Source organism: Amycolatopsis mongoliensis, from assembly GCF_030285665.1.
GTDB lineage: Bacteria > Actinomycetota > Actinomycetes > Mycobacteriales > Pseudonocardiaceae > Amycolatopsis > Amycolatopsis mongoliensis.
In genome coordinates, this window is sequence record NZ_CP127295.1 from 1,616,909 (window position 1) to 1,642,828 (window position 25,920).

Consider the following 25,920-nt stretch of genomic DNA (forward strand, 5'->3'; position numbering starts at 1 on the left):
CACTGGGAGGTCCCCGCGGTGCCCGACCCGTTGTTCCCCACTCTCGCGTCAGCTTCGGGCAAAGAAGCCCTCCGGTTCGGCGACCAGGCCTTGACCCACGAGGAGCTCGCCGCGGTCGCCGGCGGTCTCGCGGCCGGGCTCCCCCGCGGCCGCGTCGCGGTCTGGGCGACCCCGACCCTCCACACGAGCGTCGCCGTCGTCGCCGCGCTGCTGGCCGGCGTCCCCGCCGTGCCGCTCAACCCGAAGATCGGCGAGCGTGAGCTGGCACACATCCTCGCCGACAGCGAACCGCAGCTGGTGCTGGCCGAACCGGGCGTCGAGCTGCCCGAAGGCCTGGCCGCGCTGCCCCGCCGCGACATCCCGCTGACCGGCGAAGCCACGCCGCCCGCGGAAGAGCCGGACGCCGAGACGCCCGCCCTGATCGTCTACACCTCGGGCACCACCGGGCCGCCGAAGGGCGTCGTCCTCCCCCGCCGCTCGATCGCGACGACGCTCGACGCACTCGAGGACGCCTGGGGCTGGACCGCGGACGACGTCCTCGTGCACGCGCTCCCGCTGTTCCACGTGCACGGCCTGATCCTCGGCATCCTCGGCCCGCTGCGCCGCGGCGGGTCGGTGCGCCACCTCGGCCGGTTCTCGACCGAGGGCGTCGCGCGTGCGCTGTCGGCCGGCGCGACCATGCTCTTCGGCGTCCCGACGATGTACCACCGGATCGCCGGCGAGGTCGGCACGGACGCGGCCCTGGCCGATGCGCTGCGCGGTGCGCGGCTGCTGGTCTCCGGGTCGGCCGCCCTGCCGGTGCACGACCACCAGCGGATCACCGCGGCGACCGGCCAGCAGGTCGTCGAGCGCTACGGGATGACCGAGACGCTGATGAACACGAGCGTCCGCGCGGACGGCGAGCGCAAGCCCGGCACGGTCGGCGTCCCGTTGCGCGGGGTGGAAGTCAGGCTGGTCGGCGAAGCCGGCGAGACGATCGACGACGTCGAGACCGTCGGCGAGATCCAGGTGCGCGGGGCCAACCTGTTCACCGAGTACCTCAACCGCCCGGACGCGACGGCGGCCGCGTTCGACCGCGGCTGGTTCCGCACCGGCGACATGGCCACCCGCGACAGCGACGGGTACGTGAAGATCGTCGGGCGCAAGGCGACCGACCTGATCAAGAGCGGCGGCTACAAGATCGGTGCGGGCGAGATCGAGAACGCGCTGCTCGACCACCCCGGCGTCGCGGAGGCGGCCGTCACCGGCGAACCGGACGACGACCTCGGCGAGCGGATCGTCGCGTGGATCGTGCCCAGCGGCGACCGGCCACCGGCCGACGAGCTCGCCGACCACGTCGCCAAGCTGCTCGCGCCGCACAAGCGCCCGCGGGTCGTCCGGTACCTGGACGCGTTGCCGCGCAACGACATGGGCAAGGTCATGAAGCGGGCGCTCGGTGACGACTAGGCAGCCCGCGCGTGAGGTCGTCGGCGCGATCTCGAACGGCTTCGAGGAGTTCCCCACCCCGCTGCGTGACGAGCCGGCCGACGGCCCGATCGGCTGGCCCGGCTACCGCGAAGCACGCTCCGCCGCGGAAGAGCGCACCGGCGAGAAGGAATCGGTCGTCTGCGGGACGGCGAAGATCGGCGACGTCGAGGCCGTGCTGATCGCGTTCGAGTTCGGGTTCCTCGGCGGGTCGCTCGGGCAGCGGACCGGCGACCGGATCGAGGCGGCGTTCGCGCACGCCCGCGACGCGCGCCTGCCGGTGGTGTCGCTGATTTCGACCGGCGGCAGCCGGATGCAGCAGGGCATGCGTGCGCTGATGCAGCTCCAGCGGGTGGCCCGGGCAGCGGCGCTGACGCGCGCTTCGGGCATCCCGCAGATCTCGGTGCTGCGCGACCCGACGACCGGCGGCGGCTGGGCGACGCTCGGCGCGGGTGCCGACGTCATCCTCGCGCTGCCGGAGGCGCAGGTCGGCTTCGCCGGCTCGCGGGTGCGGCCGGCCGGTTCGCCGGAGGCGTACACGGCGGAGGCCAAGTACGAGTGGGGTCAGGTCGACGCGATCGTCGCGCCGGAGGACCTCGGGGTGACGCTCGAGCGGTGGCTGCGGCTGCTGACGGCGCACTCGTCGGCGGCGGCTCCCCCGCCTTCCGCCCTGCGGCAGGTTTCGTTGCCCGACAAGGGCTGGGAAGCGGTGCAGGCCGCGCGTTCACCGCGTCGGCCGCGGGCCGTCGAGTACCTCGACGCGTACTTCGACTGGCGGGAAGACGTCAGCGGCGACCGCAGCGGCGGCGTCGACGAAGGGGTCTCGTGCGGCTTCGGCTGGCGCGACGGCCGGACGATCGCCTACGCGGCCCAGTGCGGCACACCGACGTTGCCCGCGGGCTTCCGGACGGCGGCCAGGCTGGTCAAGCTGGCTTCGCGGCTGGGCATCCCGGTGCTGACCCTGGTCGACACCCCGGGCGCGGCGAACGACGCGGCCGCGGAACAGGCGGGCGCGGGCGGCGCGATCGCGGCGTTGTTCGAGGCGGTCGCGACGGCGTCGATCCCGGTGACGACCCTGGTGATCGGCGAAGGCGGCTCAGGCGGGGCACTGGCGTTCGCGGCGGCGGGGTCGACGTGGGTGACCCCGGACGCGTACTTCTCGGTGACGTCCCCCGAGGCCGCGGCGGCGATCCTCAAGCGCCCGGCCTCGGAGGTCCCGGAGCTGGCCAACCAGCTGCACCTGCGCCCCCAGGACCTCGTGGACCTCGGCGTGGCGCGGGCCGTGGTCAAACCCTCGTGAGTGGTTAGGGCGGTTAGAACCGCCCTAACCACTCACGAGGTCTTGGCGAGCTCCGGAGTGCGGTCGGCCCATGAGCCGTGCGGTTCGAGGGTGACCTCGCGGACGTCGTCCTCGCGGCGGTCCAGCCGGACCACCAAGTAGTCGGCCGACAGGCGCTCCGCCGAGCCCTCGCCCCACTCGACGACGATCGCCGAGCGTTCCAGGTCCGTGTCCAGGTCGAGGTCGTCCAGCTGGGACAGGTCGCCGCCCAGGCGGTAGGCGTCCACGTGCACCAGGGGCACTCCCGGCGCGCCCGCCGGGTGGACGCGGGCCAGGACGAACGTCGGTGAGCTGACGCGGCCGCCCACGCCGAGGCCGTCCGCGATGCCGCGGGTCAGCGTCGTCTTGCCCGCGCCCAGCGGGCCGGCCAGGAGCACCAGGTCGCCCGCGCGCAGCACGCGGCCGAGCGCGCGTCCGAAGGCCATGGTCTCTTCGGGTGTGGGAAACACCATGCTCAACGCTGCCACCACCAGGTTCGCCGGGACGAGTTTTCGCCGTCCACACCGGAACAGCGTTGCAGGAGATCGATCAGATGACTGTTCACCAGCTCGGGCTGTTCGAGCTGCACCATGTGGCCGGCGCCGCGGACGCGCACCAGCTCCGCGTCGGGCAGCTCGGCCGCGATCCGCTCGGCGTGCGAGAACGGCGTGAACCGGTCCGAGTCGCCGCCGATGACCAGCACTTCCGCGTGCTTCAGCCCGGCCAGCGCGGCGTACCGGTTGTGGCTGCCGAGCGTGTCGACGAAGTTGACGAGCCCGCGGACCGGCGTCACCTCGAGCATCTCGAGCATGAAGTCGACGAGCCTCGGTGCGACGTCGCGGCTGCCGAACGCCAGCCGGCGCACGGCCTGCCGGGTCAGCTGGCCGCCCGCGGCACGGACGAACTCCACCAGCCCCGGCTGCCAGCCCGCGAGACCGCCGGCGGCGCGCGTCAGCGGGTTGTACTTCGAGAGCAGTGAACGCGGCAACCCGCGTGCGCCCACTTCGCCCGCCGCGGTCGCGATGAACGCGACGCCCTCGACACGCTCTTCGAACAGCTCCGGGAACTCGGCGGCCAGTTCCATGATCACCATGCCGCCCATCGAGTGCCCCATCAGCACGATGGGCCCGTCCGGCACCACGGACCGCAGCACGACGTCGAGGTCGCGCGCCAGCTGCTCGATCGTCGACGTCTCCGCGGAAGCCGCGCCGGAAAGGCCGTGGCCGCGGTGGTCGTAGTACACCTGACGCACGCGAGGCAGGCGAAGCGACGCGAGGTCGCGACGCTGGAAGTGCCAGCAGCGCCGCGAAAGCGCGAAGCCGTGTACCCCCACGACAGTCAGTACCGGTTTGCCGCCGTCCTCCGGGTCGATCTCCTCGACCGAAAGCGGCGTGCCGTCTTCGGCCGCGACCGTGGAGGTACGGTCCGGCTTCAGCTCCCCCAGCGGCTCGTCCACGTACGGATCCTCACTGTGCCGCCGCTGCTGCGCGGCGACGATAGCGGCGGCGGCGGTCCCGGTGGCGATGGCCCCGACCCCGCCGACGATGGCCAGCAGCCGACGTGAAGGTGTCACGAGCGCGCCCCCAGATACCGGCGCCGCACCCGCGGGCGGTACATCGAGGTGACGATCTCGTAGTCGATCGTGCCCAGCTTGTCGGCCCATTCCCGGGCCGTCGGCTCGCCGTGCGTCCCCGCTCCGAACAGGACGACTTCGTCGCCGACAGCGGGTTCGTCGTCGCCGCAGTCGACGACCAGCTGGTCCATGCAGACGCGTCCGGCGACCGGCCGCCGCCGCCCGCCGAGCCAGACGTCCATCCGCCCGGACAGCGACCGCGGGACGCCGTCGGCGTACCCGGCCGGCACGAGCGCCAGGTTCGTGTCGCGCGAGGCCGTCCAGGTGTGCCCGTAGGACACCGATTCGCCGGCTTCGATGCGCTTGACCAGCGCGACCGCGGACCGGAACGTCATGGCCGGGCGCAGGTCTTCGGCCTGCGGCACCGGGTTGAGCCCGTACATCGCGATACCGGGGCGGACGACGTCGAAGTGCAGGTCCGGCCGCGTCAACAGGGCCGCCGAGTTCGCGAGGTGCCGCATCGGGTCGAGCCCGGCGGCGCGGGCGACGTCGTAGGCCTCGGCGAACCGCTTCGCCTGGAGGTCGGTCGAGGGGTGGTCCGGCTCGTCCGCGCACGCGAGGTGGGACCAGATCGCGACGACTTCGACCCGCGGTTCGGCGGCCGCCGCTTCGACCAGCTCGGCCCAGCGGGCGGGCGGGCAGCCGTTGCGCGAGAGCCCGGTGTCGATTTTGAGGTGCACACGCGCTCGGGTACCCGCCGGCGCGGCGGACGCGATGCGGCGTAGCTCACCCAGGGAGCTGGCCGCCAGGTCGACGCCGTCCTCGATGCCCGGCGTGAAGTCGACGTCCGGGGTGTCCAGCCAGCTGAACAGCCGGGTCGTGATCCCGGCTTCGCGCAGGGCGAGGGCCTCGCCGAGCGAGCAGGTGCCGAGCCAGCCCGCCCCGGCCTCGACCGCGGCGCGCGCCACCGGCAGCGCGCCGTGGCCGTAGGCGTCGGCCTTCACCACGGCCATCACCTGGGCGCCGGGCGCGCGGGCGCCCAGCAAGGTGAGGTTGTGGCGGATCGCGTCGAGGTCCACGTCAACCTGGGCGCGAGGGAAACTGGAGGTCATGACGCCCTCCAGTTTCCCATGAACCGCGGTCAGGGCAGGCGCAACCCGGACGTGGCGGAGAACACGTGCAGCTCGTCCGGGCGGATCCGCAGGTGCAGCGTGTCGCCCATGGCCGGCGGCGTGCGCGGGTCGACCCGGACGACGACGTTGGGCCGGGTGTCGCCGGCGTCGGTCTGGGCGAGCTTGCCGTAGACGAAGGCGTCCGAGCCGAGCTCCTCGACCAGGTCCACCTTGATCGGCAGGGTGCCGTCTTCGCCGTTGGCGACCTCGAGGGCCTCCGGCCGGAAGCCGAGGGTCACGGTGTCGCCGTCGGCCGCGGCGATGGTCTCGCGGGTCAGCGGCACGCGCGCGCCGCCCACCTCGGCGCCGTCGGCCGTGAGCTTCGCGGTCGCGAGGTTCATCGCCGGCGAGCCGATGAAGCCGGCGACGAAAGCGTTTGCGGGCTTGTCGTACAGGGCGCGCGGGGTGTCGCACTGCTGCAGCAGGCCGTCCGAGAGCACGGCGACGCGGTCACCCATCGTCATGGCCTCGACCTGGTCGTGCGTGACGTACACGGTGGTGACGCCGAGGCGGCGCTGCAGCGCGGCGATCTGCGTACGCGTCGACACGCGCAGCTTCGCGTCGAGGTTCGACAGCGGCTCGTCCATGAGGAAGACCTGCGGCTCGCGCACGATCGCGCGACCCATCGCGACGCGCTGGCGCTGACCGCCGGAGAGCGCCTTCGGCTTGCGGTCGAGGTACTCCTCGATGTCGAGCAGCTTCGCGGCCTCCAGGACCTTCTGCTTGATCTCGGACGCGGGGCGGCCGGCGATCTTCAGCGCGAAGCCCATGTTCTGCGCGACCGTCATGTGCGGGTACAGCGCGTAGTTCTGGAACACCATCGCGATGTCGCGCGAACGCGGCGGCAGCTGGGTGACGTCGCGGTCGCCGATCCAGACGGCGCCGTCGTCGATGTCCTCGAGGCCGGCGAGCATGCGCAGGCTGGTCGACTTGCCGCAGCCGGACGGGCCGACCAGCACCAGGAACTCGCCGTCGGCGATCTCCAGGTCCAGCGCGTCGACCGCGGGGCGCTCCGAACCCGGGTAGCGCCGGGTCGCCTTGTCGTAGGTGATGGAAGCCATCGGTCAGTCCTCTCCGAGATTCCGCCGGACCCCGTGCGCCGCTTCGCGGGCTTCGAGGTGGCGCTGCTGGATCCGGTGGCCCTCGGCGCGCTGCGCCTCGGTCGGCTCGTCCAGCTCGAGCCGCGCTTTGGTGTTTTCCTGCCAGGACGGGGGTTCCGCACTGGACGTCAGGGCCCAGGCCGCCTGCCGCGCCGCCCCGATGGCGACGTACTCGGCGACTTCGGGCAGCTGCACGGGCACGCCGAACACCAGCGGCGCGACCGCGCGGACGGCGGCCGACTGCGCGCCCCCGCCGATCAGCAGCACGCGGCGGACGTCGAGACCGTGCGCGCGCACCGCGTCGAGACCGGCGGCCAGGCCGCAGAGCATGCCTTCGACGGCGCTGCGCGCGAGGTTCTCCGGGGTCATGTTCGCCCGGGTCAGCCCGGCCAGGGAGCCGGTGGCCCCGGGCAGGTTCGGGGTGCGTTCGCCGTCGAGGTAGGGCAGGAAGGTCAGGCCGCCGGCGCCCGGCTTGCCGGCCAGGGCGAGGCGGTCGAACTCCGAGAGCGTCGCGCCGAGCATGGCGGCCGTCGCGGTGAGGACGCGGGCGGCGTTGAGCGTGCAGGCGAGCGGCAGGAACCGGCCGGTGGCGTCGGCGAACCCGGCGACCTCGCCGGACGCGTCGGCCGCGCCGTGTTCGGCGACGCCGAACACGGTGCCGCTGGTGCCGAGCGACACGACGACGTCGCCCGGCTGCAGTTCGAGCGCGAGCGCGGCGGCCATGTTGTCACCGGTGCCGGCCGAGACGAGCATGCCGTCCGGGGTGTGGCCGGCGGTGTCGGCCGGGCCGAGCACGGTCGGCAGCTCCGGCGTCCGGCCGCCGAAGGCGTGGGCCAGGACGTCGAGGCGGTAGGCGTTGTCGGACGGCGAGAAGTAGCCGGTGCCCGACGCGTCGCCGCGGTCGGTGACCGGGGCGCCGCCGGTGAGCTTCCAGGTCAGCCAGTCGTGCGGCAGCATCACGCGGGCGACGCGGTCGGCGAGTTCGGGTTCGTGGTCGGCCAGCCAGCGCAGCTTCGTGACCGTGAAGCTGGCGACCGGGACCGAGCCGACGGACTTCGCCCAGACCGAGGGCCCGCCGAGCTCGTCGATGAGGTCGAGCGCCGACTGCGCGGAGCGGGTGTCGTTCCACAGCAGCGCCGGACGGACGACCTCGTCGTTCTCGTCGATGGTGACCATGCCGTGCTGCTGGCCGCCGACGCCGATGGCCTTGACGTCGTCGAGCAGGCCCTTGGTGGCTTCCTGGAAGGCGTCCCACCAGGCAGTGGGGTCGACCTCGGTGCCCTCGGGATGCGGTGCGCGGCCGGTGCGGACGATCTCACCGGTGCGCGCGTCGCACACGACGACCTTGGTCGACTGGGTGGACGAGTCGATGCCGGCGACCAGCTCAGCTGTCATAGGGCTGCCCCTCTGCGACGTGTTCGACGATCTCGATCGTGGTGCCTGCGTTGAGTGCGGCCTCGATCTCCTCGGTGGGCGTGGCCTGGCCGGTGATCAGCAGGTCGTAGTCGCCGACCTCGCCGTGCGCGTAGGTGGCGGTCCGGCCGAACTTCGAGTGGTCGACGACGAGGACGGCGTGGTTCGCGACCTTGAGGGCCGCCTTCTTGAGCTCGGCGTAGTCGCGGTCGGGGTGGAAGAGCCGCCCGACGGCGACGGCGGTGACCGACACGAACGAGATGTCGGCACGGATCGTGTCGAGCAGGTTCAGGACTTCCGGGCCCGCGCAGGAGTCGTACTCGGGCGAGTAGCGGCCGCCCGCCAGGACGACGTCGGTTTTCGCGCCGAGCAGGCGGGCGGCGTGCAGCGAGTTGGTGACGACGGTGAGGGCGTCGATCTCGGCCAGGCGCTTGACCAGCGGGAGGAGGGTCGTGGAGTCGTCGACGAAGACGGTCTGGCCGGGCTGGACGTGCCGCGCGGCGGCGTCGCCGAGGGCGTCCTTCTCGTCGTGGTGGAGGGTGTCGCGGAAGCGGGCGGCGGTCTCGATGGTGAGGGCCGGGTAGGCCTCGACCTTGCCGCGGAGCTTGCGCAGGAGGCGGCGCTCGGCGAGGTCGTCGAGGTCGCGGTGCATGGTCATGAGGCTGACCCGGAACCTCGTCGTCAGGTCGTCGATGCGGACTTCGCCCTGCTCGATGACGTGGTCGAGGATGTCCTGCCGCCGCTGTTCGACGACGGCATCGGACGGCCGGGTCTTCCGGTCTCCGGATGCTGTGCCGCCGCTCACCCGGCATTCTTACCAGATTTATCGCCCAGAGTTAACAGAGAACTCGATAACTCTTCCCGCCCCCGCCCGCCCAAGCCGTCACTTTCCCCGAGAAAGTGTTCCGGAGAGGTCGCCTCCGGAACACTTTCTCGGGGAAAGTGACGCTTCTGGTCAGGGCGTGAGGGAGCGGATCGCGCGGATTGCCTCCGGGATCGCGTGGACCAGGCCTGAGGCCGACGTCGGGGCGTTCTGGGCCGCGATCGCCCCCGCCAGCGAGTGCACGTGGGCCGCCGCCGCGGCCGCCAGCCAGGGGTCCAGGCCCGCTGCGAGGAGAGAGCCGACCAGGCCGGACAGGACGTCGCCCGACCCCGCCGTCGCCAGCCAGGCTCCCCGGGGCGTGTTCACCGCGACCCGGCCGTCCGGGGCCGCGATCACCGTGACGTGCCCCTTCAGCAGCACCACCGCGTCGTACTTCTTCGCCGCTTCGCGCGCCGCCGTCACGCGGTCCGCGCCCGGCTTCCGGCCCATCAGCCGCTCGTACTCCCCCGCGTGCGGGGTCAGCACCAGCGGTGTGTCCGGGTCACGCGCGTCCAGGACCTCCGGGGACTTCGCGATGATCGTCGTCGCGTCGGCGTCCGCGCACACCGGGACGCCCTGGCCCAGCACGTGGCGCAGCACGTCACGCCCGTCGGAACCCGTGCCGATGCCCGGGCCGACCGCCCACGCCTGGACGCGGCCCGCGTCCGCGACCGTGCCCGTCGCGATGATCTCCGGCCACTGCGACCGGACGACGTCGGCCGCGTGACCCGCGTAGCGCACCATGCCGGCCGTCGCGCGGACCGCCGAGCCGGCCGCCAGCACCGCCGCGCCCGGGTACGTCGCCGAGCCCGCCGCGATCCCGACCACGCCTTGGCTGTACTTGTCGTCCTCCGGCCCGGGCACCGGCCAGGCCGCCGCGACGTCCACGATGTCGAGCCGCCGCAGCGACGGCTCCCCCAGCTCGGGCCCCAGCCCGATGTCGACCAGCACGACCTCGCCGCACCACGACGGCGCGAGCGCGTGCACCGGCTTGAGCCCGCCGAACGTGACCGTGCGAGCCGCCTTCACCGCGGGGCCGTCGACCGCGCCCGTGTCCGGGTCGACGCCGCTGGGCAGGTCGACCGCCACGATCGGCGCCTCGACCAGCTCGACGAGCCGCGCGGCGTCCGGCCGCAAGGACCCGCTGGCGGAGATGCCGACGATCCCGTCGACCACGACATCGGCCCGTTCGATCCACTGTGGACCGTCCGCGGCGGGCACCGCCCGGCCACCGGCCCGGCGCAGCGCCGCGAGTCCCTTGGCGTGCGCCCTCTCGGGCTTCAGCAGGATCGCCGTCACGGCGACACCGCGACGGCGCAGGAACGCCCCGGCCCACAGCGCGTCACCGCCGTTGTCACCGGAGCCTACGAGCAGCACCGCCCGGCGGCCGGACACGCCACCGGTGTGGTCTTCGAGGAAGTCCGCGAGCTGCACCGAGAGCCCGAACGACGCCCGCCGCATCAGCTCGCCCTCGGGCGTGACGGCGAACAGCCGCCCCTCCGCCTCGCGAATCCGTTCCGTGGTCCAGATTCCCTGCACGGCGGGGCCTCCCGCAACTATTCGACGGTGACGGACTTCGCCAGGTTACGCGGCTTGTCGACGTCGTACCCGCGAGTGCGGGCGATCTCCGCGGCCAGCACCTGCAGCGGCACCGTGGACACCAGCGGCTGCAGCAGCGTCGGCACCGCGGGGACCTCGATGAGCTCGTCCGCGAACGGCCGGACCGTCTCGTCGCCCTCTTCGGCGATCACGATCGTGCGAGCGCCGCGGGCCTGGATCTCGCTGATGTTCGACACCAGCTTCGAGTGCAGCACCGCGCGGCCCTTGGGCGACGGCATCACGACGACGACCGGCAGGCCCTCTTCGATCAGCGCGATCGGGCCGTGCTTGAGCTCGCCGGCCGCGAAGCCCTCGGCGTGCATGTACGCGAGTTCCTTGAGCTTCAGCGCGCCCTCGAGCGCGACCGGGAACCCGACGTGGCGGCCGAGGAACAGCACCGCGCGCGAGTCGGCGATGCGCCGGCCCAGGTCACGCGTCTGCTCCACAGTGGACAGTACCTTCTGGACGGCCGCGGGCATGGCCTCCAGCTCGGCGAACTCGCGCGCGACCTCGTCCGGGTACTTGGTGCCGCGCGCCTGCGCCAGAGCCAGGCCGACCAGGTAGTTGGCCGCGATCTGGGCGAGGAACGCCTTGGTCGACGCGACGCCGATCTCGGGCCCGGCGTGGGTGTAGAGGACGGCGTCGGACTCGCGCGGGATCTGCGCGCCGTTGGTGTTGCAGACGGCCAGGACGCGCGCCTTCTGCTCGCGGGCGTGGCGGACGGCTTCGAGCGTGTCCGCCGTCTCGCCGGACTGCGAGACGGCGACGACCAGCGTCGCGCGGTCGAGCACCGGGTCGCGGTAGCGGAACTCGCTGGCCAGCTCGACCTCGACCGGCAGCCGCGTCCAGTGCTCGATGGCGTACTTGGCGACCAGGCCGGAGTGGTAGGCCGAACCGCAGGCGACGACGAAGACCTTGTCGACGTCGCGCAGGTCCTGGTCGGAGATGCGCTGCTCGTCGAGGATGATCCGGCCGCCGTCGAAGTGCCCGCGCAGGGTGTTCGCGAGCGCCTCGGGCTGCTCCTCGATCTCCTTGAGCATGAAGTACTCGTGGCCGCCCTTCTCGGCGGCGCTCAGGTCCCAGTCGACGGTGAACGGCTTCGCCTGGGCGGCGTCGCCGTGGAAGTCGGTGACCTCGTAGCCCTCGCGGGTGATGACGACGAGCTGGTCCTGCCCGAGCTCGACGGCCTCGCGGGTGTGCTCGATGAACGCGGCGACGTCGGAAGCGACGAAGTGCTCACCCTCCCCGACCCCGACGACCAGCGGCGACGACCGGCGCGCCGCGACGATGGTGTCCGGCTGGTCGGCATGGGTCACGACCAGGGTAAAGGCGCCTTCGAGGCGGCGGCAGACGGCGGCGACGCTGGCCGCGAGGTCGCCCTTGGTGTCGCCTTCGGTGTAGGCGCGGGCGACCAGGTGCGCGGCGGTCTCGCTGTCGGTGTCGCTGGCCATCTCGATGCCGTCGGCCTCGAGCTCGGCGCGGAGGGCGGCGAAGTTCTCGATGATGCCGTTGTGCACGACGGCGACGCGCTGGGAGGCATCGCGGTGCGGGTGCGAGTTGCGGTCGACGGGCGCGCCGTGGGTGGCCCAGCGGGTGTGGCCCATGCCGGCGGTGCCGCCGAAGCTGTCGCGGCCGACCTTGTCGAGCTCGGCTTCCAGATTGGCGAGCCGGCCCGCCTTGCGCTCGACGGTCAGTGCTCCGGCACCGTCGAGGACCGCGACCCCGGCCGAGTCGTACCCGCGGTACTCCATCCGCCGGAGCCCGCCGAGGACGACGTCCAGAGCCGGGCGGTGCCCGACATATCCCACGATTCCACACACGCGCACCAGCCTAACGAGGGACGTTCAGCGGGTTGACGGGGTCCGGAAACCGGCTTTGACCTGCGTGAATATAGGGGTTGGTGGTCCGGACCAATACGGCTTTGGGGCGCACGTGGGTGAGGGCGCGGGTTCACCCGGGAGGGCCCGGCAACCGGGCGCCCCAAAGTGGCGTTGGGTGCGCTGGACGCACCCAATGTGGCGTTCGGTGCATCCGGGCTCGCGCTGTCGCCAACCTGCCAGCACCCCAATGTGGCGTTCGGTGCGCCCCACGCACCCAATGTGGCGTTCGGTGCGTTCAGGCGCGCGCTGTTGCCAACCTGCCAGCACCCCAAGGCGGCCTTGGTTGCGTCCAACGCACCCAAGGCGGCCTTCGGTGCGTTCAGCGCACCGAAGGCCGCATTGGGGCGCACGGGCGGTCGCAGCGCGCCCGAGCCACTCACCCGACCATGGGCAGCGGCGCGCGGGCGGTGAGCGCGGGCCGGGCTCGATCACCGCGGGCCGGGCCGCGGGACGGGCGGACCGCCTCGCCGCGGAACGGCTCCGGCTCACCCGGCCCCGCGGCGCGCCGGGCGGCGGGCGCGCCTCCGTACCGTCCGCACAGTAGGGTTCCGGCCATGGCCAGCAAGCCCAAGCAGCTGCTCGCGGAGTTGACGCACCCGGGTCCGCACGAGGTCCTGCGGGGCAACCTCGCCCTGGTCGGACTGCCCGGCGTGGTGTTCACGCCGCGCGCCGGGCTCGGGTTGCCGGCCGTTGCCTTCGGGCACGGATGGCTGCAGCCGCCCGATCGGTACCGGCAGCTGCTGCACCACCTCGCCAGCTGGGGCATCGTCGCCGCCGCGCCCGCGACCCAGCGCGGCCCGCTTCCGTCGCACCGGTTGCTCGCCGCCGACCTGATGACCACCCTCGACGTCGTCACGACCGTGCGGCTCGGGCCGGACGGCATCAGCGTCGACCCGGCCAAGCTCGGGCTCGCCGGGCACTCGACCGGTGGTGGCTCCGCCGTCCTCGCCGCGGCTCAGGACGCGCTGGCCGAAAACCCGCGGATCAAAGCCGTCGCGACGATCACCGCCGCCCAGACGCTCCCGCCGGCCACCGAGTCGGCGAAGGCCATCACCGTCCCCGGCCTGCACCTCGCCGCCGAGGAGGACCTGGTCGCCCCGAAGATCGGGCACGCCGAGGCGATCACGAACGCCTGGGGCGGCGAAGACGTCCAGCTGCGCATCCTCGGCAAGGCGACGCACCTGGGCGTCACCGAGGGCCGCCACTGGTCGCAGCTGATCATGCACGGCAAGCCGAACCGCAAGACGCAGCAGCTCACGCGCGCGCTGTTCACGGCCTTCTTCCTGACGCACCTGACGGGCACGGACAAGTACCGGCCCCTGCTGGAAGCCGACATCAAGCGCGCCACCATCGAGCGCGAAGAAGAACCCGCCCACTGACACGAGAAGGACCCGGCCGGAGCCGGGCCCTTCCTCGAAAACTCAGACCAGCCAGCTGGTGCTGGAGAAGTCGTCCTCGTCTTCCACCGGACGCGCGTGCCGCCCCCGCTTCGGCGGCTCCGGCGCGGCGGGAGCGGGAGGCGCCGGGGGTTCCGGCTGGGGCGCCACCGCCGCGGGCACCGGGGTGCCGTAGCTCGGCGTCGGGTAGGGCGTGCGGCCGGTGTCCGCTTCCTCGTCCTCGACGCCGAACTCCATCAGGGACTCGCGGCCCTTGTCGGCCAGCGTCTTCTCCGTCGCCCAGCCGCCCGCGCTCTGCTTGCGCTTGTTGAGCTCGTCCATGTGCTCGGCGTACTTCTGCGCGGCGGCGAGCTCGTTCTTCAGCCCCTCGCGGGCCTGCGTCTCGGCCTCCGCGACCCGGCGTTCGCGCAGGCCCCGCTGCTCGTCCTGCTCCCGAGCCGCGGCGTCCATCGTCGAGATCGCCGCGCGGTACCGGTCTTCGGCGCTGCTCATCGGCCCTCCTCAGCCCTGGTCACCGGTCGTACCGGATCGAACGGTCGCCCTCGTCGTCCAGCGATCCGCTGATCCGGCCCTTGGCGCCGCTCGTTTCGAAGACGCCGCCCTCGATGCGGTACTGGCTGGGCCCGCGCTGCTGATCGCCGCCACCGCCGCCACCCGGCGCGCCGCCCATGCCGCCCATCATGCCCATGCCGCCCATGCCGCTCATCCCGCCGGACGAGCTCGCCGCGGCCTGGTGCGCGCCCGGGTCGACCGGGGTCGCGCCGAGCCCGCTGCCGTCGGACATCGGCATCGACGCGTCGATGCCCGTCTGCGCACCGGGGTCCAGCGACACGGCGCCGGCGAAGTCCGGGGATCCGCCGCCGGTCACGGCGGACCCGAAGTCGCTCGCCCCGGCCGTGGTCGTCGCGTCGCCGCCACCACCGGCCACTCCGGCGTCACCGCCGCCGACCCCGGCATCGGCCGTGGCCATCGCCGGCTCGGCGCCGACACTGCCGCCGAAGTCGCCGGAGAAGTCCTGGCCACCCGGGGTGGTGAACCCGCCCCCGCCCGAAGCGGCCGCCGCGCCCTGGGTGAAGCCCGGGTCCGGGTTGTCCGGCGCCGGGTCCTTCGTCAGCGGCGACTCGGCGTCCTTGTCGTGCTGGATCGCGGAGCTGCTGCCGTCGGTCGCCGACGCGGGGTCGGTCTTGAGGTCGCCGGCCTTGGGGTCGTCCTTCTCGTCGAGCGTGTACGTCGTCGGCTCGCCCTTGCCGTCGTCGACGGTCACGATCGTCGGGCCGTCCGGCCCCTCCGGCCGCTCGGCCGTGATCTCGAGGTTGCCGTCCTTGATGTGGATCTTGCCGTCGGGACCCGGCTTGTAGCTGCCGTCGGCCGACGGCTGCCCGTCCTTGCCGGCCTGCTGCGAGCCCTGCGGGCCGAAGCTGCTGTCGCCGTCCTTGGCGCCGTCCTTGCCGTCCTTGCCGGCCTCGGCCTTGTCGTCGTCACCCCAGTCGAGGTGGTAGTCCTTCTTGTTGCCGTGGCCGTCGTCCACGGAGATGTCCTGCTTGCCCTCCTTGTCGGGCTCGGACATCTCGATCGTGTTGTCGCCCTTCTTGACCGACACCGTGTCGGTGTCGTCGGTGTCCTTGATGGCTTCACCGGTCGTCGGGTCGATCGGGTACGGCTTGCCGGTGGCCGGGTCGACCTCGAGGGGCTGGCCGGTGATCGGGTTCTTCCCGTCCTCGGGCTTCGCCGGGTCGTCGGTCTTGGGCGGCTCGGCCGCCGACGGCGTCGTGCTGCCGCCCCCGCCCGTGCTGCCGCCGCCACCGGTGCTGCCCCCGCCGCCGGTGGACCCGCCGCCGCCGTTCGAGCCGCCGCCCGTGTCGCCGCCGTTCCCGTTGTGCGTGTCGCCGCCGCCCTTGTCGCCCCCGCCGTCGTTCTTGGCCTCGGTGAGCTGGTTGCGGTAGCCGTCCATGAACCGCTCGAGCGCGCCGAACTGCTGGTCGATGGTGTCCTTGGCGGACTTGCAGGAGCCGTTGAAGGCGTTGATCAGGCTCTGGTACTCGGTCGCGAACGCGCCGTCACGCCAGTAGCGGCAGACGTTGCGGCCGTACTCCTTGTTCTCGTCGTTGAAGCCGCAGTCGTCGTTCTGCAGCCGCTCGGCGAGGTTCGTCTGGTTGCCGTTCTTCGCGTTGACCGCGTCGACCCAGCCGGCGACCTTCATGAAGTCGTCGAACTCCTCGGTGTCGCCGTTGGCGATCTTGAGGACGTCCCGGGCCATGGTGATGTCGGCTTGGGCGACCGTCGTGCGGTGCAGCTGCAGGACCTCGTCGACCTTCTTCTTGACGGCGTCGTAGACGTGCGTCACGGTCTGCGGGATCAGCTTCGCGGCGCCGTCGATCTGCTGCGAAAGCTCCTTGGCGTGCGGCTTGATCGCCTCGTCGTACTTGATCTCCGCCGCGTTCGCACCCTTGCCCTTCCACTCCCCGAAGAGGGTCTGGAGCTCGGTGTCGCTCTTCGTGAGCGTGTCCTCGACGACCTTGTGCGCCTTGGAAAGGTCGTCGGCCTCGGTGAGGAACTTCTGGAACTGGATGCCGCGGTTCTCGTGGAACTTGTCCTTGATGTCCTTCTGCGAGTCGATGTGGCCGGACCCGCCCTTGATCTTGTTCCAGATCTCGTCGGTCCACTGGACCAGGAAGTCGACCGTGACGTTGCCCTGGTCGAGCATTTCGTCGGAGCTCTTCGCGCCGGCCCCCAACGTCGGCGTCGCGATTCCGTCGAGGTTCTTCTTGGCGGTGTTCTTGCGGTCGGTCTGGGCCTGCTGCTCCTTGCCCTTGGCCGCCGATTCCTGCTGTGCTTCCTTGAGCGCGTTGTCGACGTCCTCGTCCGAACCGGACGGCGCCAGCGGGGTCGTCAGCCAGTTCCGGTCGGAATACCCGTCGATGTACTCCTTGGCGTACTTTTCTTCTTCGTCGTTGAAGTTCCAGGTCGCCTTGTCGTACGCCTCCATGAGCGCGGACTTCTTTTCCATGGAGACGTTCGGGTCGTCGAGGACCTTCTTGATTTCCGCCCAGTCGGCCATTACTTGCTCCCCGCCGCGTTCGCCTGCGCGCCGGCGTTCGATTCCTGCGCGGAATACTTGGAGCCGGCCGTGCCGATCCCGCTGCCGAGGTTCATCAACGCGTTCGACAGCCCGGTCATGCCCGCGCCGATCTCGTCGATCCCGGACTTGTACTTGCCGTAGCCGTCACCGTGGACACGGCCGAAGTCCGCCTGCGCGATTTCGGTCGGCGCGACCTTCTTGGCCTCGGCGGCCGGGTCGTCCGCGACGTCGTTGAGGCGGACCTGCGCCCGCGTCATCGCCTCAGAACTCGCTTCGTAACCGTTTGGCATGGTCGGCTTGCCCCCTTCGATCCACAGCCCCTGTTCCGGGTGTCAAGACTGTGACGCACCCGGACGCCGATCGGTGCCGTCGCAGATGCACACAGAGTCTAGCGTTCGGCCGAGCGGCCGACCTGGGCTTTGCCCAACTGCACTCACCCGGTGGGTGGCTGCGCGGCCAGTGCCTCGGAAATGACTTCGGCGACGCCGCGGACGTCCACCAGCCGGTCGAGCTCGTCAAGGTCGACGGAGACGCCGTACCGCACCTCGACCCGGGCGAGCAGCTGGACGCGCTGGCGGGACGTCATGCCGATGTCGTCGAACGGCGTCGTGTCCGTCAACCGCTCGAGCGGGAGCTGCAGCGCGGTGCAGACGATCTTCCTGATCTCGTCGGCGTGGGCGGCGGCCGGGTCAGTCATGGCGCCCATTCTCGCCCCACCAGCGATCGCGGGCCGCGGCGCGGGACACCTTGCCGCTGGAGGTCCGCGGCACCGCACCCGGCGGCACCAGCCACAGGGCGCGCAACGGCAGGTCGTGGCCCGCGGACACGGCCCGCCGCACGGCCGTCTCGACGCCGTCGCGGCCGGTGCAGCCGACGACGACGGCCACTCCCTCACCGTGGCCGTCCCGCACCGCGAACGCGGCGACGCGGCCGGCCCGGACGCTCGGGTGCGCCGCTTCGACCGTGGCTTCGATGTCCTGCGGGTAGTGGTTGCGGCCGTCGACGATGATCAGGTCCTTGAGCCGGCCGGTGACGTACAGCAGGCCGTCGTGGACGAACCCGAGGTCGCCGGTGCGGAGCCAGCCGTCCTCGGTGAAGGTGTCGCCGCGGTCCGGCCGGCCCCAGTAGCCGTCGGCGACGTTGGGGCCGGACACCCAGATCTCTTTGTCGACAATGCGGAGGCGCTGGCCGTACGGCCGCCCCACGGACACCAGCTCGCCGCGGTCGAACGTCGTCACGGTGGCACCCTCGTCGCCCGCGCTCGTGACGAACACCGTCGCTTCGGCCAGCCCGTAACACGGCTTGTGCGCCGCGCGCGGCAGCCCGAACGGCGCGAAAGCCCGCTCGAACGCCTCGACGGTGGCCGCGCGGACCGGCTCGCTGCCGTTGAGCACGGAGTTGACGTGCGAGAGGTCGACGTCCTCCAGCTCCCCCGCGGCCTCGGCGGCCAGGTCGAAGGCGAAGTTCGGCGCGGCGGTGATCGCGCCGGGGTGCTCGGCCAGCAGCCGGATCCAGCGCAACGGGTCGCGGACGAACTCCATCGGCGTGAAGAACACCGAGTGCGCGCCGAGGAAGACGGGCGTGCCGACGAGCAGCACGAGCCCCATGTCGTGGAAGAACGGCACCCAGCCGGCGAGGTGGGTGGACGCGTCGGCGTGGTAGCACCGCGTGGTCTGCCAGCAGGCGGCCACCAGCGCGCGGTGCGAGATCACCGCGCCGGCCGGGCGGCGCGTCGAGCCCGACGTGTACTGCAGGTACGCGGGGTCGGTCATCGCCACCTCGGCGGGCGGCTCGGCGTCGTCGGGCCCGATGTCCTCGATCGCGAGCGCGGCCACCGGCGGGACCTTGTCGAGGAGGTCCTTCGAGGTCAGGCAGGCCGCCGGGGCGGCGTCCGCGAAGGCCGATTCGATCCGGGCGCGGCCGGTCCGGCCGACTGGGACGGACAGCGGCACCGCGACGCGGCCCGCGTAGAGCGTGCCGAGGAAGGCCACGACGTACCCGAGGTCCTGGCGGGCCACGATCGCCACGCGGTCGCCCGGCCGGGTGAAGCGGCGCAGCTCACGCGCGACGCCGCGGACGCGGTCGAGCACCTGGGGCCAGGTCAGGGTCCGGTCGGCGGGACCCGGGAAGGTGCGGCACGTGAACGCGGGACGGTCTTCGGCGGCGTTGCGGAGCAGGTGGTCCGTGAACGGCGTGGTCAGGACGTCTTCCGGGACATCTGCGGGCGGCACGGGCTCATCCTGCCCTACCGTGGGCAGGCGATGGACGAGTTCGAACGGCACGGGATCGGCGTGGTCTCCGGCCGCGACGCGTGCGTGCACGCCCTGCGTTCCCCCGGCCTGACGTCCGACCCCGGCGGCGGCTCGCCCAGCGTGCTGCTGCGCGACGGCGACGGCCACGCGCGGGTGCGCGGGGTGCTGCGGGAGATCATCGCCGGGCTGGAGCCGCTCCCGGACTCCGTGCGCGCGGCGATCGAAGCCGTCGTGGGCGGGCTGGGGACGTCGTTCGACCTCGTGCGCGACTTCGCGCGGCCGGTCGCGGGCGCGGTGACGTCGGCGGTGCTGGGCGTGCCCCTCGACGACGTCTTCCTGGACCACCTGGAGAAGACGACGGCGAACCTCGACGTCTTCGGCGGCACCGACCGGGCGGGGCAGGCGTCGGCGTTCCGGCTGGCGGTGCAGCTGAGCCGGACGCCGGCCGGGCCGGGCGGTCTGACGGCGTTGCGGGCAGCCCACGCGGCCGGCCGGCTCGACGACGACGAGCTGATGCTGAACCCGGTGGTGCTGGCGCACGCCGCCTACGAGAACTCGCTGAACTTCCTGGCCTGCGCCGGGCTGGAGCTGGCTTCGTCGCCCACGCCGAAAAGCGTGCGCGAGCTGGTGACGTCGATCTGCCCGGCCCGGTACGTCCTGCGCTTCGGCCCGGACGGCCCGCTGGCGGTGTCGCTCACCGACGGGCTCCCGTTCGGCCTGGGCAGCCACGCGTGCCCCGGGTCGGGAGTCGCGCTGGCCGAGGGCGAGGTCGCGCTCGGCGCGTTGGCGAAGCTCCTCGACGGCGGCTGCCAAGTCCAGGACGTGCGGTGGAAGAGCCACCCGGTGTTCCACGGCTTGGCCTCGGCGCAGGTTGTCGTGAGTGTTTAGGGCGGTTCTAACCGCCCTAAACACTCACGACGGGGTTACGAGACCGCTGAGACGACGCCGGCCAGGCGGTCGGCCGCGGCCTGGGCCGTGGCCTGCGCCGGGGCCTCCACCATCACGCGGACCAGCTGCTCGGTGCCGGACGGGCGCAGCAGCACCCGGCCCTCCTCGCCCAGCTCGGCCTCGACCTCGCCGACGGCGTCGCGGACCTCGCTGGAGTCCGCCACCGCCGCCTTGTCCGCGACCGGGACGTTCACCAGGACCTGCGGCAGCCGGTTCATCACGGCCGCCAGGTCTTCGAGGGACTTGCCCGTCTCGGCCATGCGGCTCATCAGGCGCAGCGCCGTGAGCAGGCCGTCGCCGGTGGTGGCGTGCGCCGGCAGCACGACGTGGCCGGACTGCTCGCCGCCGAGGGCGAAGCCGCTCGCGCGCAGCTCCTCGAGGACGTAGCGGTCGCCCACCGCCGTCGTGACGACGGAGATGCCGTGGGCCTTCATGGCCAGGTGCAGCCCGAGGTTGCTCATCACGGTCGCGACCAGCGTGTCCTTGACCAGCTCGCCGGACTCGGCGAACGCGAGCGCCAGCACCGCCATGATCTGGTCGCCGTCCACCAGCTCACCGGCGGAGTCGACGGCCACGCAGCGGTCGGCGTCGCCGTCGTGGGCGATGCCCAGGTCGGCGCCGTGCGCGACGACCGCCTCGCGCAGCTTGTCGGGGTGGTTCGAGCCGCAGTGCTCGTTGATGTTGACGCCGTCCGGCTCCGCGTACAGCGCGACGACCTCGGCGCCGGCGCGGCGGTAGACCTCGGGGGCGGCGGCCGACGACGCGCCGTTCGCGCAGTCGACGACGACCTTCAGCCCCGCGAGCGAGTGCGGCGTGGCACTGAGCAGGTGGGTGGCGTAGCGGTCGAGGGCGTCGTCGACGTCGTGGACACGGCCCACGCCGGCGCCGGTCGGGCGGACCGCGTCGCCGGACAGGCCGGCTTCGATCTCGTCCTCGATGCCGTCGGGGAGCTTGTGCCCGCCCGCGGCGAAGAGCTTGATGCCGTTGTCGGGCATCGGGTTGTGCGACGCGGAGATCATCACGCCGAGGTCGGCCTCGAGCGAGCCGACCAGGTAGGCGACGGCCGGCGTCGGCAGCACGCCTACGCGGAGCACGTCGGCCCCCGCGGAGGTCAGGCCCGCCACGACGGCGGCTTCGAGCATCTCGCCGCTGGCGCGCGGGTCGCGGCCGACGACCGCGACCGGCCGGTGCGAGCGGTCGTGCGCGGCCAGCACGCGGGCGGCGCTGGCGGCCAGCGCCAGCGCGAGCTCGGGCGTCAGCTCGGCGTTGGCCAGGCCACGGACCCCGTCGGTACCGAACAGGCGTGCCATCGATCGACCTCCTCAGTGCGGTTACGACAGCGCAACCAACCACGACAACCTAGCGGCCCGTCCGGCCGCGCTTCCCCCACCCCGATGTCGTTCCGGACCCCGGAACCGACACAGGTCCCCCTGAAAAACGCCGGAGCGCCCATCCGTGGACGGATGGGCGCTCCGGTGGGTTGCGCCAGAGGCGCGATCAGCGCTTGCTGTACTGCGGGGCCTTGCGGGCCTTCTTGAGGCCGTACTTCTTCCGCTCCGTGGCGCGCGCGTCACGGGTCAGGAAGCCGGCCTTCTTGAGGGCCGGACGGTCATCGGCGTCGACCTCGACGAGCGCACGGGCGATCGCCAGGCGCAGCGCACCGGCCTGGCCGGAGACGCCGCCGCCGTGGAGGTTGGCGAAGATGTCGAAGGAGTCCGGCTTCTCGACCGTGACCAGCGGCTCACGGATGAGCTGCTGGTGCACCTTGTTCGGGAAGTACTCCTCGAGGGTGCGGCCGTTGAGCTTGAACACCCCGGTGCCCGGGACGACGCGCACGCGGACGACGGCTTCCTTGCGGCGGCCGACGGTCTGCGCGTTGCCGCCGGCGGCCCGCGAGGGGCGCGGCGCGGCAGCGGACTCGCTGGTCGCGACGGGCGTCTCGCTGGTCGCGACCGGGGTCTCGCTGGTGGCGACAGGGGTCTCGCTGGTCGCGACGGCGCCGGTCTCGGTCGCCTCGGTCGTGACCTCGGCGGTCTCGGTCTCGGTGCTGGTCACAGACTGTTCCTCACTCACTGCGCGACCTGCGCGATCTTGGTGATCTCGCGCACCTGCGGCTGCTGCGCGGTGTGCGGGTGCTGCGGGCCGGCGTAGACCTTCAGCTTCTTCGCCTGGGCGCGGCCGAGCTTGTTCTTCGGCAGCATGCCCTTGACGACCTTCTCGAGAAGGTGTTCCGGCTTGGTGTCGAGCAGCTCGCCGAACGAGCGCTTCCGCAGACCGCCCGGGTAACCGCTGTGCCGGTACGCGAACTTCTGCTCGCGCTTGTTTCCGGTGAGCGCGACCTTCTCGGCGTTGACGATGATGACGAAGTCACCGGTGTCCACGTGCGGGGCGTAGGTCGGCTTGTGCTTGCCGCGCAGCAGCGTGGCGACCTCGGTCGCGAGCCGGCCGAGCACGACATCCTCGGCGTCGATCACGTGCCAGGCACGAGTGACGTCGCCGGGCTTGGGGCTGTACGTGGGCAAGGGTCTACCTCGTCGTCAACATTGCGTGTGGGTTCTGTGCGGGCCTAGCGCGCTGATGCGCCGCAACGCACAACGACATATGAAGATACCCCCACGTCCACCGCCGCTGTGCATCGGGGTGGGTTGGCACGATCGTACTAGGCTCCGACCGGCCCGGGCGCAGCCTGACCCTACCGGGTTTTCCCGCCGAAGTGCCTGCACGCGCGGCCCCGACACGCGAGGATGAGACGATCCGGGCGCCCCGGTACCGGGGCGGGAGTCGAGCAGGGGACGCGATGAGGAAACGACCGACGGCGATCTTCGTCCTGGGCGCCCTCCTGGCCCTGGTCAGCGCCTGCGGCCAGGCGAAGGCGGGCACCGCGCTGCCGAAGGGCGACGACGCGGCGGACTACGTCGGCGGCAAGTTCGAGCAGGTCATCGGCAAGCTCGGGGACGCCATCACCGACACGCGCGACGTGACCAACTCGCTGGACGCCTACTTCAAGTTCGACGACAAGTGGATCCACAGCACCGTGACGTCGGCCCGCACCGGCAGCCCGGAGAGCCGGGCGGTGCGGCACCGGTCGCAGAAGAACCCCGACGAGATCATCGACACGTACACCCCGGCGGACGGCGCGGTCGAGTACACCTACCTCGGCCCGATGTACGTCCAGAAGGGCGTCTCGCCGACGGCGTGGGTCTCGATGCCGAAGCCGGAGGCCGGCCTGGTCCAGCCGTGCGTCTGGGGCGGGGTGCTGACGCCGTGCCGGATGGCGGACTCGACCGTCGACGCCTACCGGGCCGACAAGCGCGCGGTCCGCGGAGCGAAGAGCCTCGGCGACGGGAAGACCGCGCTGACCGTCAACGTGCCGTTCGAGATCTTCGTCAAGAACAAGGTCGAGATCCTGCCGAAGAGCATCACCGACCAGGTCGGGCCGGAGCTGAAGAAGGCCATGGTGCCGACCACGATCACGCTGAACCCCGACGGCAGCCTGGTCTCGTTCGTGATGGACGCCAAGTTCTCCGGCGACGGCCACAACCTGGAGCTCAAGTACGACTTCCGGTTCACCGGCAAGGCCAGCCTGCAGGACATGCCGAAGCTGCCGGACGCGTCGCAGATCACCGTGCTGCCCGACCGGGCCGCGATGAACGACTTCTACCGCCGGCTCGGCGAAGCGCAGGGCAGCTGAACCGTGTCCCCGATCCGAGGTGAGCTCCGATGACCCAGCCGCCCGACCCGCAGCAGCCGCAGTGGTGGCAGCCGCCGGCGAACCCGCCTCAGCAGCCGGGCACCTGGCACCCCGAACAGCAGGCGACCGGCCCGCACGCCGGGCAGTGGCAGCAGAACGCGGAACCCGGCACGGCCTCCGGTTCCTACACCGGCCAGTGGAACCAGGCGCAGCAGCCCGGCACGAGCGGGTCGTTCTCGGGGCCGTGGCAGCCGGGACAGCCGGCCACCGGCCCGTGGCAGCCGCCGTCCCAGCCGACGCCCCAGCAGCCGGGTACGCCCGGTGGTGGCTGGCCCGCACCCTCCCCGCAGCAGCACCAGCAGGCGTACGGCGGCGGGTTCCAGCCCACGCAGTACGGCGGCCTCGGCGCGTTCGCCGCGGAGCCGGAGAAGAAGCCGAAGTCGAAGAAGCCGTTGCTGATCGGCGGCGCCGTCGTGCTGGTGCTCGTGGCCGGCGGGGTGAGCGCGTGGCTCCTGGGCGCGTTCCGCGGGAACGTGCTGGAGCAACAGTCCCTTGAGGACGGTGTGGTCAAGGTCCTCAACGAGAACTACGGCGAGCCGGACGTGAAGAACGCGCAGTGCCCGGCGAACGAAGCCGCCGAGAACGGCACGACGTTCGACTGCACGGTGAAGATCGGCGGGCAGGACAAGAAGGTGACCGTGCGGGTGCTCAACGACCGGCCCGAGTACGAGGTCGGCGCGCCGCACTGAGTTTTCCCTTGCCGCACAAAGAAAAACGGCGGGCCCCGCACCGGAGTGCGGGCCCGCCGTGGTTTCCGGGACTACCGGCTCAGAACAGGCCTTCGACGGCGCTGTCGGTCTGCTGGTAACCGTCGGCGATCTGCGGCAGGGCGGCGGCGATCTGCGCCAGAACCTGCTTCAGGTCCTCGAACTTCTGGTCCCAGGTGCGCTGGGCCTGGTCGTACTGCTCCTTCGCGGAACCGGTCCACGTGGTGATCAGCGGCTTGAGGTCGTCCTTGAGGCGGTCGAACGCCTGCTGCAGCTCCCCACCCGTCTGCTGGCAGTCGTCCGCGGCAGCGCGGATGGTGGCGTAATTGACGACAATGCCGGCGTCACTGGGCATGATGCGCTCCTTCTGTGCTGAGAAAGTTCAGGTGGATGAAAGGAAAAGTTTCGGTGTGACGCTCAGCCGAGCGCGTCGAAACCACGGTTGACCGCGCCCAGGATCTCCTGCTGCTGCTGCTCGGAGCGCTCGTACTTCGAGCCCGCCTCGCGGAGCAGTTCCGCGATCTTCTGGAGGGCCTGGTTCATCTGACGAGCGTCGTCGTCGAAGCGCATCATGACGTGGTCGAAGGCCTTCTGGGCCTCGCCCTGCCAGCCGGCGCGGGTGGCCTCGATGCGGTCGCGCAGCGTGGACAGGTTGGCGTCCATGCCCGCACGAACCTCGGTGACCTTGCCCTCGGCGTCGGTGAACTGAGCAACTGTCCCTGTGAACCCGGATCCAGCCATGTTGGAACCCCCTTCTAAAGAGTGGTTGTCCGTACCAAGCTTGTTCGTTGTACGGCCCTACGACGCAGACATTGCCACGTCCGGTTCCCCCTTGTCGTGCTTTGCCGGCAAGTAGTTGCTTGCGTGAACGCTCGCGCCGGGAACCGATCGCCGCGCGTATTCCTCGAGCGCCCCGGCACGGCGACGCGTCACCCGAAAAAGTGTTCTCCACCAGCGTGGTTAGCACACGCACAGCGATCGCCGTCCGGCACTCAGCCGTCGCGTTTCATGATTCGCATCTGGGAAAAGTCTTCGTCCTCGTCACCCGTTCGAGGGGCACGAGCGGAGGATTGCGAACGCGAAGGAACCGAATCGGCCGGATCCGGAACCACCTGGACCGGCAACCCGCGCGCGCGGCGGAACCGTTCGGCGGCGGCGCGCAGCGTGCCGGGAGTCGGATCGCCGGACTTCGCGCCGCGACCGCTGCGCTTCAGCAGTTCGACGTTTTCGCTGTGGTGGCGCCGGCTGCGCGCCTTCGCGTTCCCGGCGACGCGCCGAGCGTGCGTCACCGCGTCTTCGCCGGCGCGCCGGAAGGCCGACGCGGCGCTTTCGAACTCCTCGGACGGCACCGCGTGCCCTCCTCTCTTCAGAACCTTATTCAGCCGTCGGCCGACCCGTAGCGCCG

At 71.8% G+C, this 25,920-nt stretch carries 25 protein-coding genes; 6 read left to right on the forward strand and 19 right to left on the reverse strand.

The window, feature by feature from the left end:
- The first annotated feature begins 18 nt into the window (after positions 1 to 18).
- Together QRX60_RS07595 and QRX60_RS07600 are read left to right on the forward strand one after the other, a co-directional pair.
- Positions 19 to 1,446: an acyl-CoA synthetase gene (locus QRX60_RS07595; protein ID WP_286000087.1), complete on the forward strand. Its 1,428-nt coding sequence runs from the start codon at positions 19 to 21 to the stop codon at positions 1,444 to 1,446.
- Positions 1,436 to 2,764 (forward strand): carboxyl transferase domain-containing protein, encoded by a 1,329-nt coding sequence (locus QRX60_RS07600; protein ID WP_286000088.1) that lies wholly within the window; start codon positions 1,436 to 1,438, stop codon positions 2,762 to 2,764. Before QRX60_RS07595 ends, QRX60_RS07600 begins: the two co-directional genes overlap by 11 nt.
- Positions 2,765 to 2,796: 32 nt before the next feature.
- Here QRX60_RS07600 and tsaE read toward each other — a convergent pair whose 3' ends face one another.
- The 8 genes from tsaE to glmS all read right to left on the reverse strand — a co-directional run bounded on the left by tsaE (position 2,797) and on the right by glmS (position 12,321).
- Positions 2,797 to 3,255 (reverse strand): tRNA (adenosine(37)-N6)-threonylcarbamoyltransferase complex ATPase subunit type 1 TsaE, encoded by a 459-nt coding sequence (tsaE, locus tag QRX60_RS07605; RefSeq protein ID WP_408630217.1) that lies wholly within the window; start codon positions 3,253 to 3,255, stop codon positions 2,797 to 2,799.
- Between the two features lie 2 nt (positions 3,256 to 3,257).
- The gene (locus tag QRX60_RS07610) at positions 3,258 to 4,355 is read right to left on the reverse strand and encodes an alpha/beta fold hydrolase (protein ID WP_286000090.1); all 1,098 of its coding nucleotides are present in this window, start codon (positions 4,353 to 4,355) and stop codon (positions 3,258 to 3,260) included.
- A complete protein-coding gene (alr, locus tag QRX60_RS07615; protein ID WP_286000091.1) occupies positions 4,352 to 5,467 on the reverse strand; it encodes an alanine racemase in 1,116 nt (371 codons plus the stop codon). The genes QRX60_RS07610 and alr overlap by 4 nt, the downstream gene beginning before the upstream one ends.
- A 29-nt stretch (positions 5,468 to 5,496) precedes the next feature.
- Positions 5,497 to 6,588, reverse strand: coding sequence for an ABC transporter ATP-binding protein (locus QRX60_RS07620; RefSeq protein WP_286000092.1), 1,092 nt, complete (start codon positions 6,586 to 6,588; stop codon positions 5,497 to 5,499).
- Between the two features lie 3 nt (positions 6,589 to 6,591).
- The gene (gene xylB, locus QRX60_RS07625) at positions 6,592 to 8,022 is read right to left on the reverse strand and encodes a xylulokinase (protein WP_286000093.1); all 1,431 of its coding nucleotides are present in this window, start codon (positions 8,020 to 8,022) and stop codon (positions 6,592 to 6,594) included.
- Positions 8,012 to 8,845, reverse strand: coding sequence for a DeoR/GlpR family DNA-binding transcription regulator (locus QRX60_RS07630; protein ID WP_286000094.1), 834 nt, complete (start codon positions 8,843 to 8,845; stop codon positions 8,012 to 8,014). Before QRX60_RS07630 ends, xylB begins: the two co-directional genes overlap by 11 nt.
- Before the next feature lie 150 nt (positions 8,846 to 8,995).
- Complete coding sequence (locus QRX60_RS07635; protein ID WP_286000095.1) at positions 8,996 to 10,441, reverse strand: NAD(P)H-hydrate dehydratase; 1,446 nt, start codon at positions 10,439 to 10,441, stop codon at positions 8,996 to 8,998.
- A gap of 17 nt (positions 10,442 to 10,458) precedes the next feature.
- Complete coding sequence (gene glmS / locus QRX60_RS07640) at positions 10,459 to 12,321, reverse strand: glutamine--fructose-6-phosphate transaminase (isomerizing) (RefSeq protein WP_286000096.1); 1,863 nt, start codon at positions 12,319 to 12,321, stop codon at positions 10,459 to 10,461.
- Between the two features lie 614 nt (positions 12,322 to 12,935).
- On the opposite strand from glmS, the gene QRX60_RS07645 reads away from it, so the two are divergent.
- Positions 12,936 to 13,760 carry a dienelactone hydrolase family protein gene (locus QRX60_RS07645; RefSeq protein WP_286000097.1) on the forward strand — a complete coding sequence of 275 codons (825 nt, stop codon included), beginning with the start codon at positions 12,936 to 12,938 and terminating at the stop codon, positions 13,758 to 13,760.
- A 42-nt stretch (positions 13,761 to 13,802) separates the two neighbouring features.
- On the opposite strand, the gene QRX60_RS07650 is transcribed toward QRX60_RS07645, so the two are convergent.
- From QRX60_RS07650 to QRX60_RS07670, 5 genes are all read right to left on the reverse strand, one after another.
- Entirely contained in the window at positions 13,803 to 14,270 is a 468-nt protein-coding gene (locus QRX60_RS07650) for a hypothetical protein (protein ID WP_286000098.1), read from the reverse strand.
- 19 nt (positions 14,271 to 14,289) lie between these two features.
- Positions 14,290 to 16,836 carry a WXG100 family type VII secretion target gene (locus QRX60_RS07655; RefSeq protein ID WP_286000099.1) on the reverse strand — a complete coding sequence of 849 codons (2,547 nt, stop codon included), beginning with the start codon at positions 16,834 to 16,836 and terminating at the stop codon, positions 14,290 to 14,292.
- Positions 16,836 to 17,114: a hypothetical protein gene (locus QRX60_RS07660; RefSeq protein WP_286000100.1), complete on the reverse strand. Its 279-nt coding sequence runs from the start codon at positions 17,112 to 17,114 to the stop codon at positions 16,836 to 16,838. The genes QRX60_RS07655 and QRX60_RS07660 overlap by 1 nt, the downstream gene beginning before the upstream one ends.
- 176 nt (positions 17,115 to 17,290) lie before the next feature.
- Positions 17,291 to 17,554 (reverse strand): acyl carrier protein, encoded by a 264-nt coding sequence (locus QRX60_RS07665; protein WP_286000101.1) that lies wholly within the window; start codon positions 17,552 to 17,554, stop codon positions 17,291 to 17,293.
- Complete coding sequence (locus QRX60_RS07670) at positions 17,547 to 19,088, reverse strand: fatty acyl-AMP ligase (protein ID WP_286000102.1); 1,542 nt, start codon at positions 19,086 to 19,088, stop codon at positions 17,547 to 17,549. Before QRX60_RS07670 ends, QRX60_RS07665 begins: the two co-directional genes overlap by 8 nt.
- 30 nt (positions 19,089 to 19,118) lie before the next feature.
- On the opposite strand from QRX60_RS07670, the gene QRX60_RS07675 reads away from it, so the two are divergent.
- Positions 19,119 to 19,997, forward strand: a complete 879-nt coding sequence (locus tag QRX60_RS07675) for a cytochrome P450 family protein (protein ID WP_286000103.1) — start codon at positions 19,119 to 19,121, stop codon at positions 19,995 to 19,997.
- Positions 19,998 to 20,032: 35 nt separating this feature from the next.
- Here the strand turns inward: QRX60_RS07675 and glmM are convergent, their stop codons facing one another.
- From glmM to rplM, 3 genes are all read right to left on the reverse strand, one after another.
- Positions 20,033 to 21,367, reverse strand: coding sequence for a phosphoglucosamine mutase (glmM, locus tag QRX60_RS07680; RefSeq protein WP_286000104.1), 1,335 nt, complete (start codon positions 21,365 to 21,367; stop codon positions 20,033 to 20,035).
- A gap of 187 nt (positions 21,368 to 21,554) precedes the next feature.
- Positions 21,555 to 22,112 carry a 30S ribosomal protein S9 gene (gene rpsI, locus QRX60_RS07685; RefSeq protein ID WP_286000105.1) on the reverse strand — a complete coding sequence of 186 codons (558 nt, stop codon included), beginning with the start codon at positions 22,110 to 22,112 and terminating at the stop codon, positions 21,555 to 21,557.
- 14 nt (positions 22,113 to 22,126) lie between these two features.
- Complete coding sequence (rplM, locus tag QRX60_RS07690; protein ID WP_284745421.1) at positions 22,127 to 22,579, reverse strand: 50S ribosomal protein L13; 453 nt, start codon at positions 22,577 to 22,579, stop codon at positions 22,127 to 22,129.
- A 275-nt stretch (positions 22,580 to 22,854) separates the two neighbouring features.
- On the opposite strand from rplM, the gene QRX60_RS07695 reads away from it, so the two are divergent.
- Complete coding sequence (locus tag QRX60_RS07695; protein ID WP_286000106.1) at positions 22,855 to 23,748, forward strand: hypothetical protein; 894 nt, start codon at positions 22,855 to 22,857, stop codon at positions 23,746 to 23,748.
- 29 nt (positions 23,749 to 23,777) lie between these two features.
- Entirely contained in the window at positions 23,778 to 24,497 is a 720-nt protein-coding gene (locus tag QRX60_RS07700) for a DUF4333 domain-containing protein (protein WP_286000107.1), read from the forward strand.
- A gap of 79 nt (positions 24,498 to 24,576) precedes the next feature.
- Here QRX60_RS07700 and QRX60_RS07705 read toward each other — a convergent pair whose 3' ends face one another.
- The 3 genes from QRX60_RS07705 to QRX60_RS07715 all read right to left on the reverse strand — a co-directional run bounded on the left by QRX60_RS07705 (position 24,577) and on the right by QRX60_RS07715 (position 25,864).
- On the reverse strand, positions 24,577 to 24,870 hold the full coding sequence (locus QRX60_RS07705) for a WXG100 family type VII secretion target (RefSeq protein WP_286000108.1): 294 nt from the start codon (positions 24,868 to 24,870) through the stop codon (positions 24,577 to 24,579).
- Positions 24,871 to 24,932: 62 nt separating this feature from the next.
- Entirely contained in the window at positions 24,933 to 25,256 is a 324-nt protein-coding gene (locus tag QRX60_RS07710) for a WXG100 family type VII secretion target (protein ID WP_286000109.1), read from the reverse strand.
- A gap of 251 nt (positions 25,257 to 25,507) precedes the next feature.
- Positions 25,508 to 25,864 (reverse strand): hypothetical protein, encoded by a 357-nt coding sequence (locus QRX60_RS07715; RefSeq protein ID WP_286000110.1) that lies wholly within the window; start codon positions 25,862 to 25,864, stop codon positions 25,508 to 25,510.
- Positions 25,865 to 25,920: the final 56 nt, after the last annotated feature.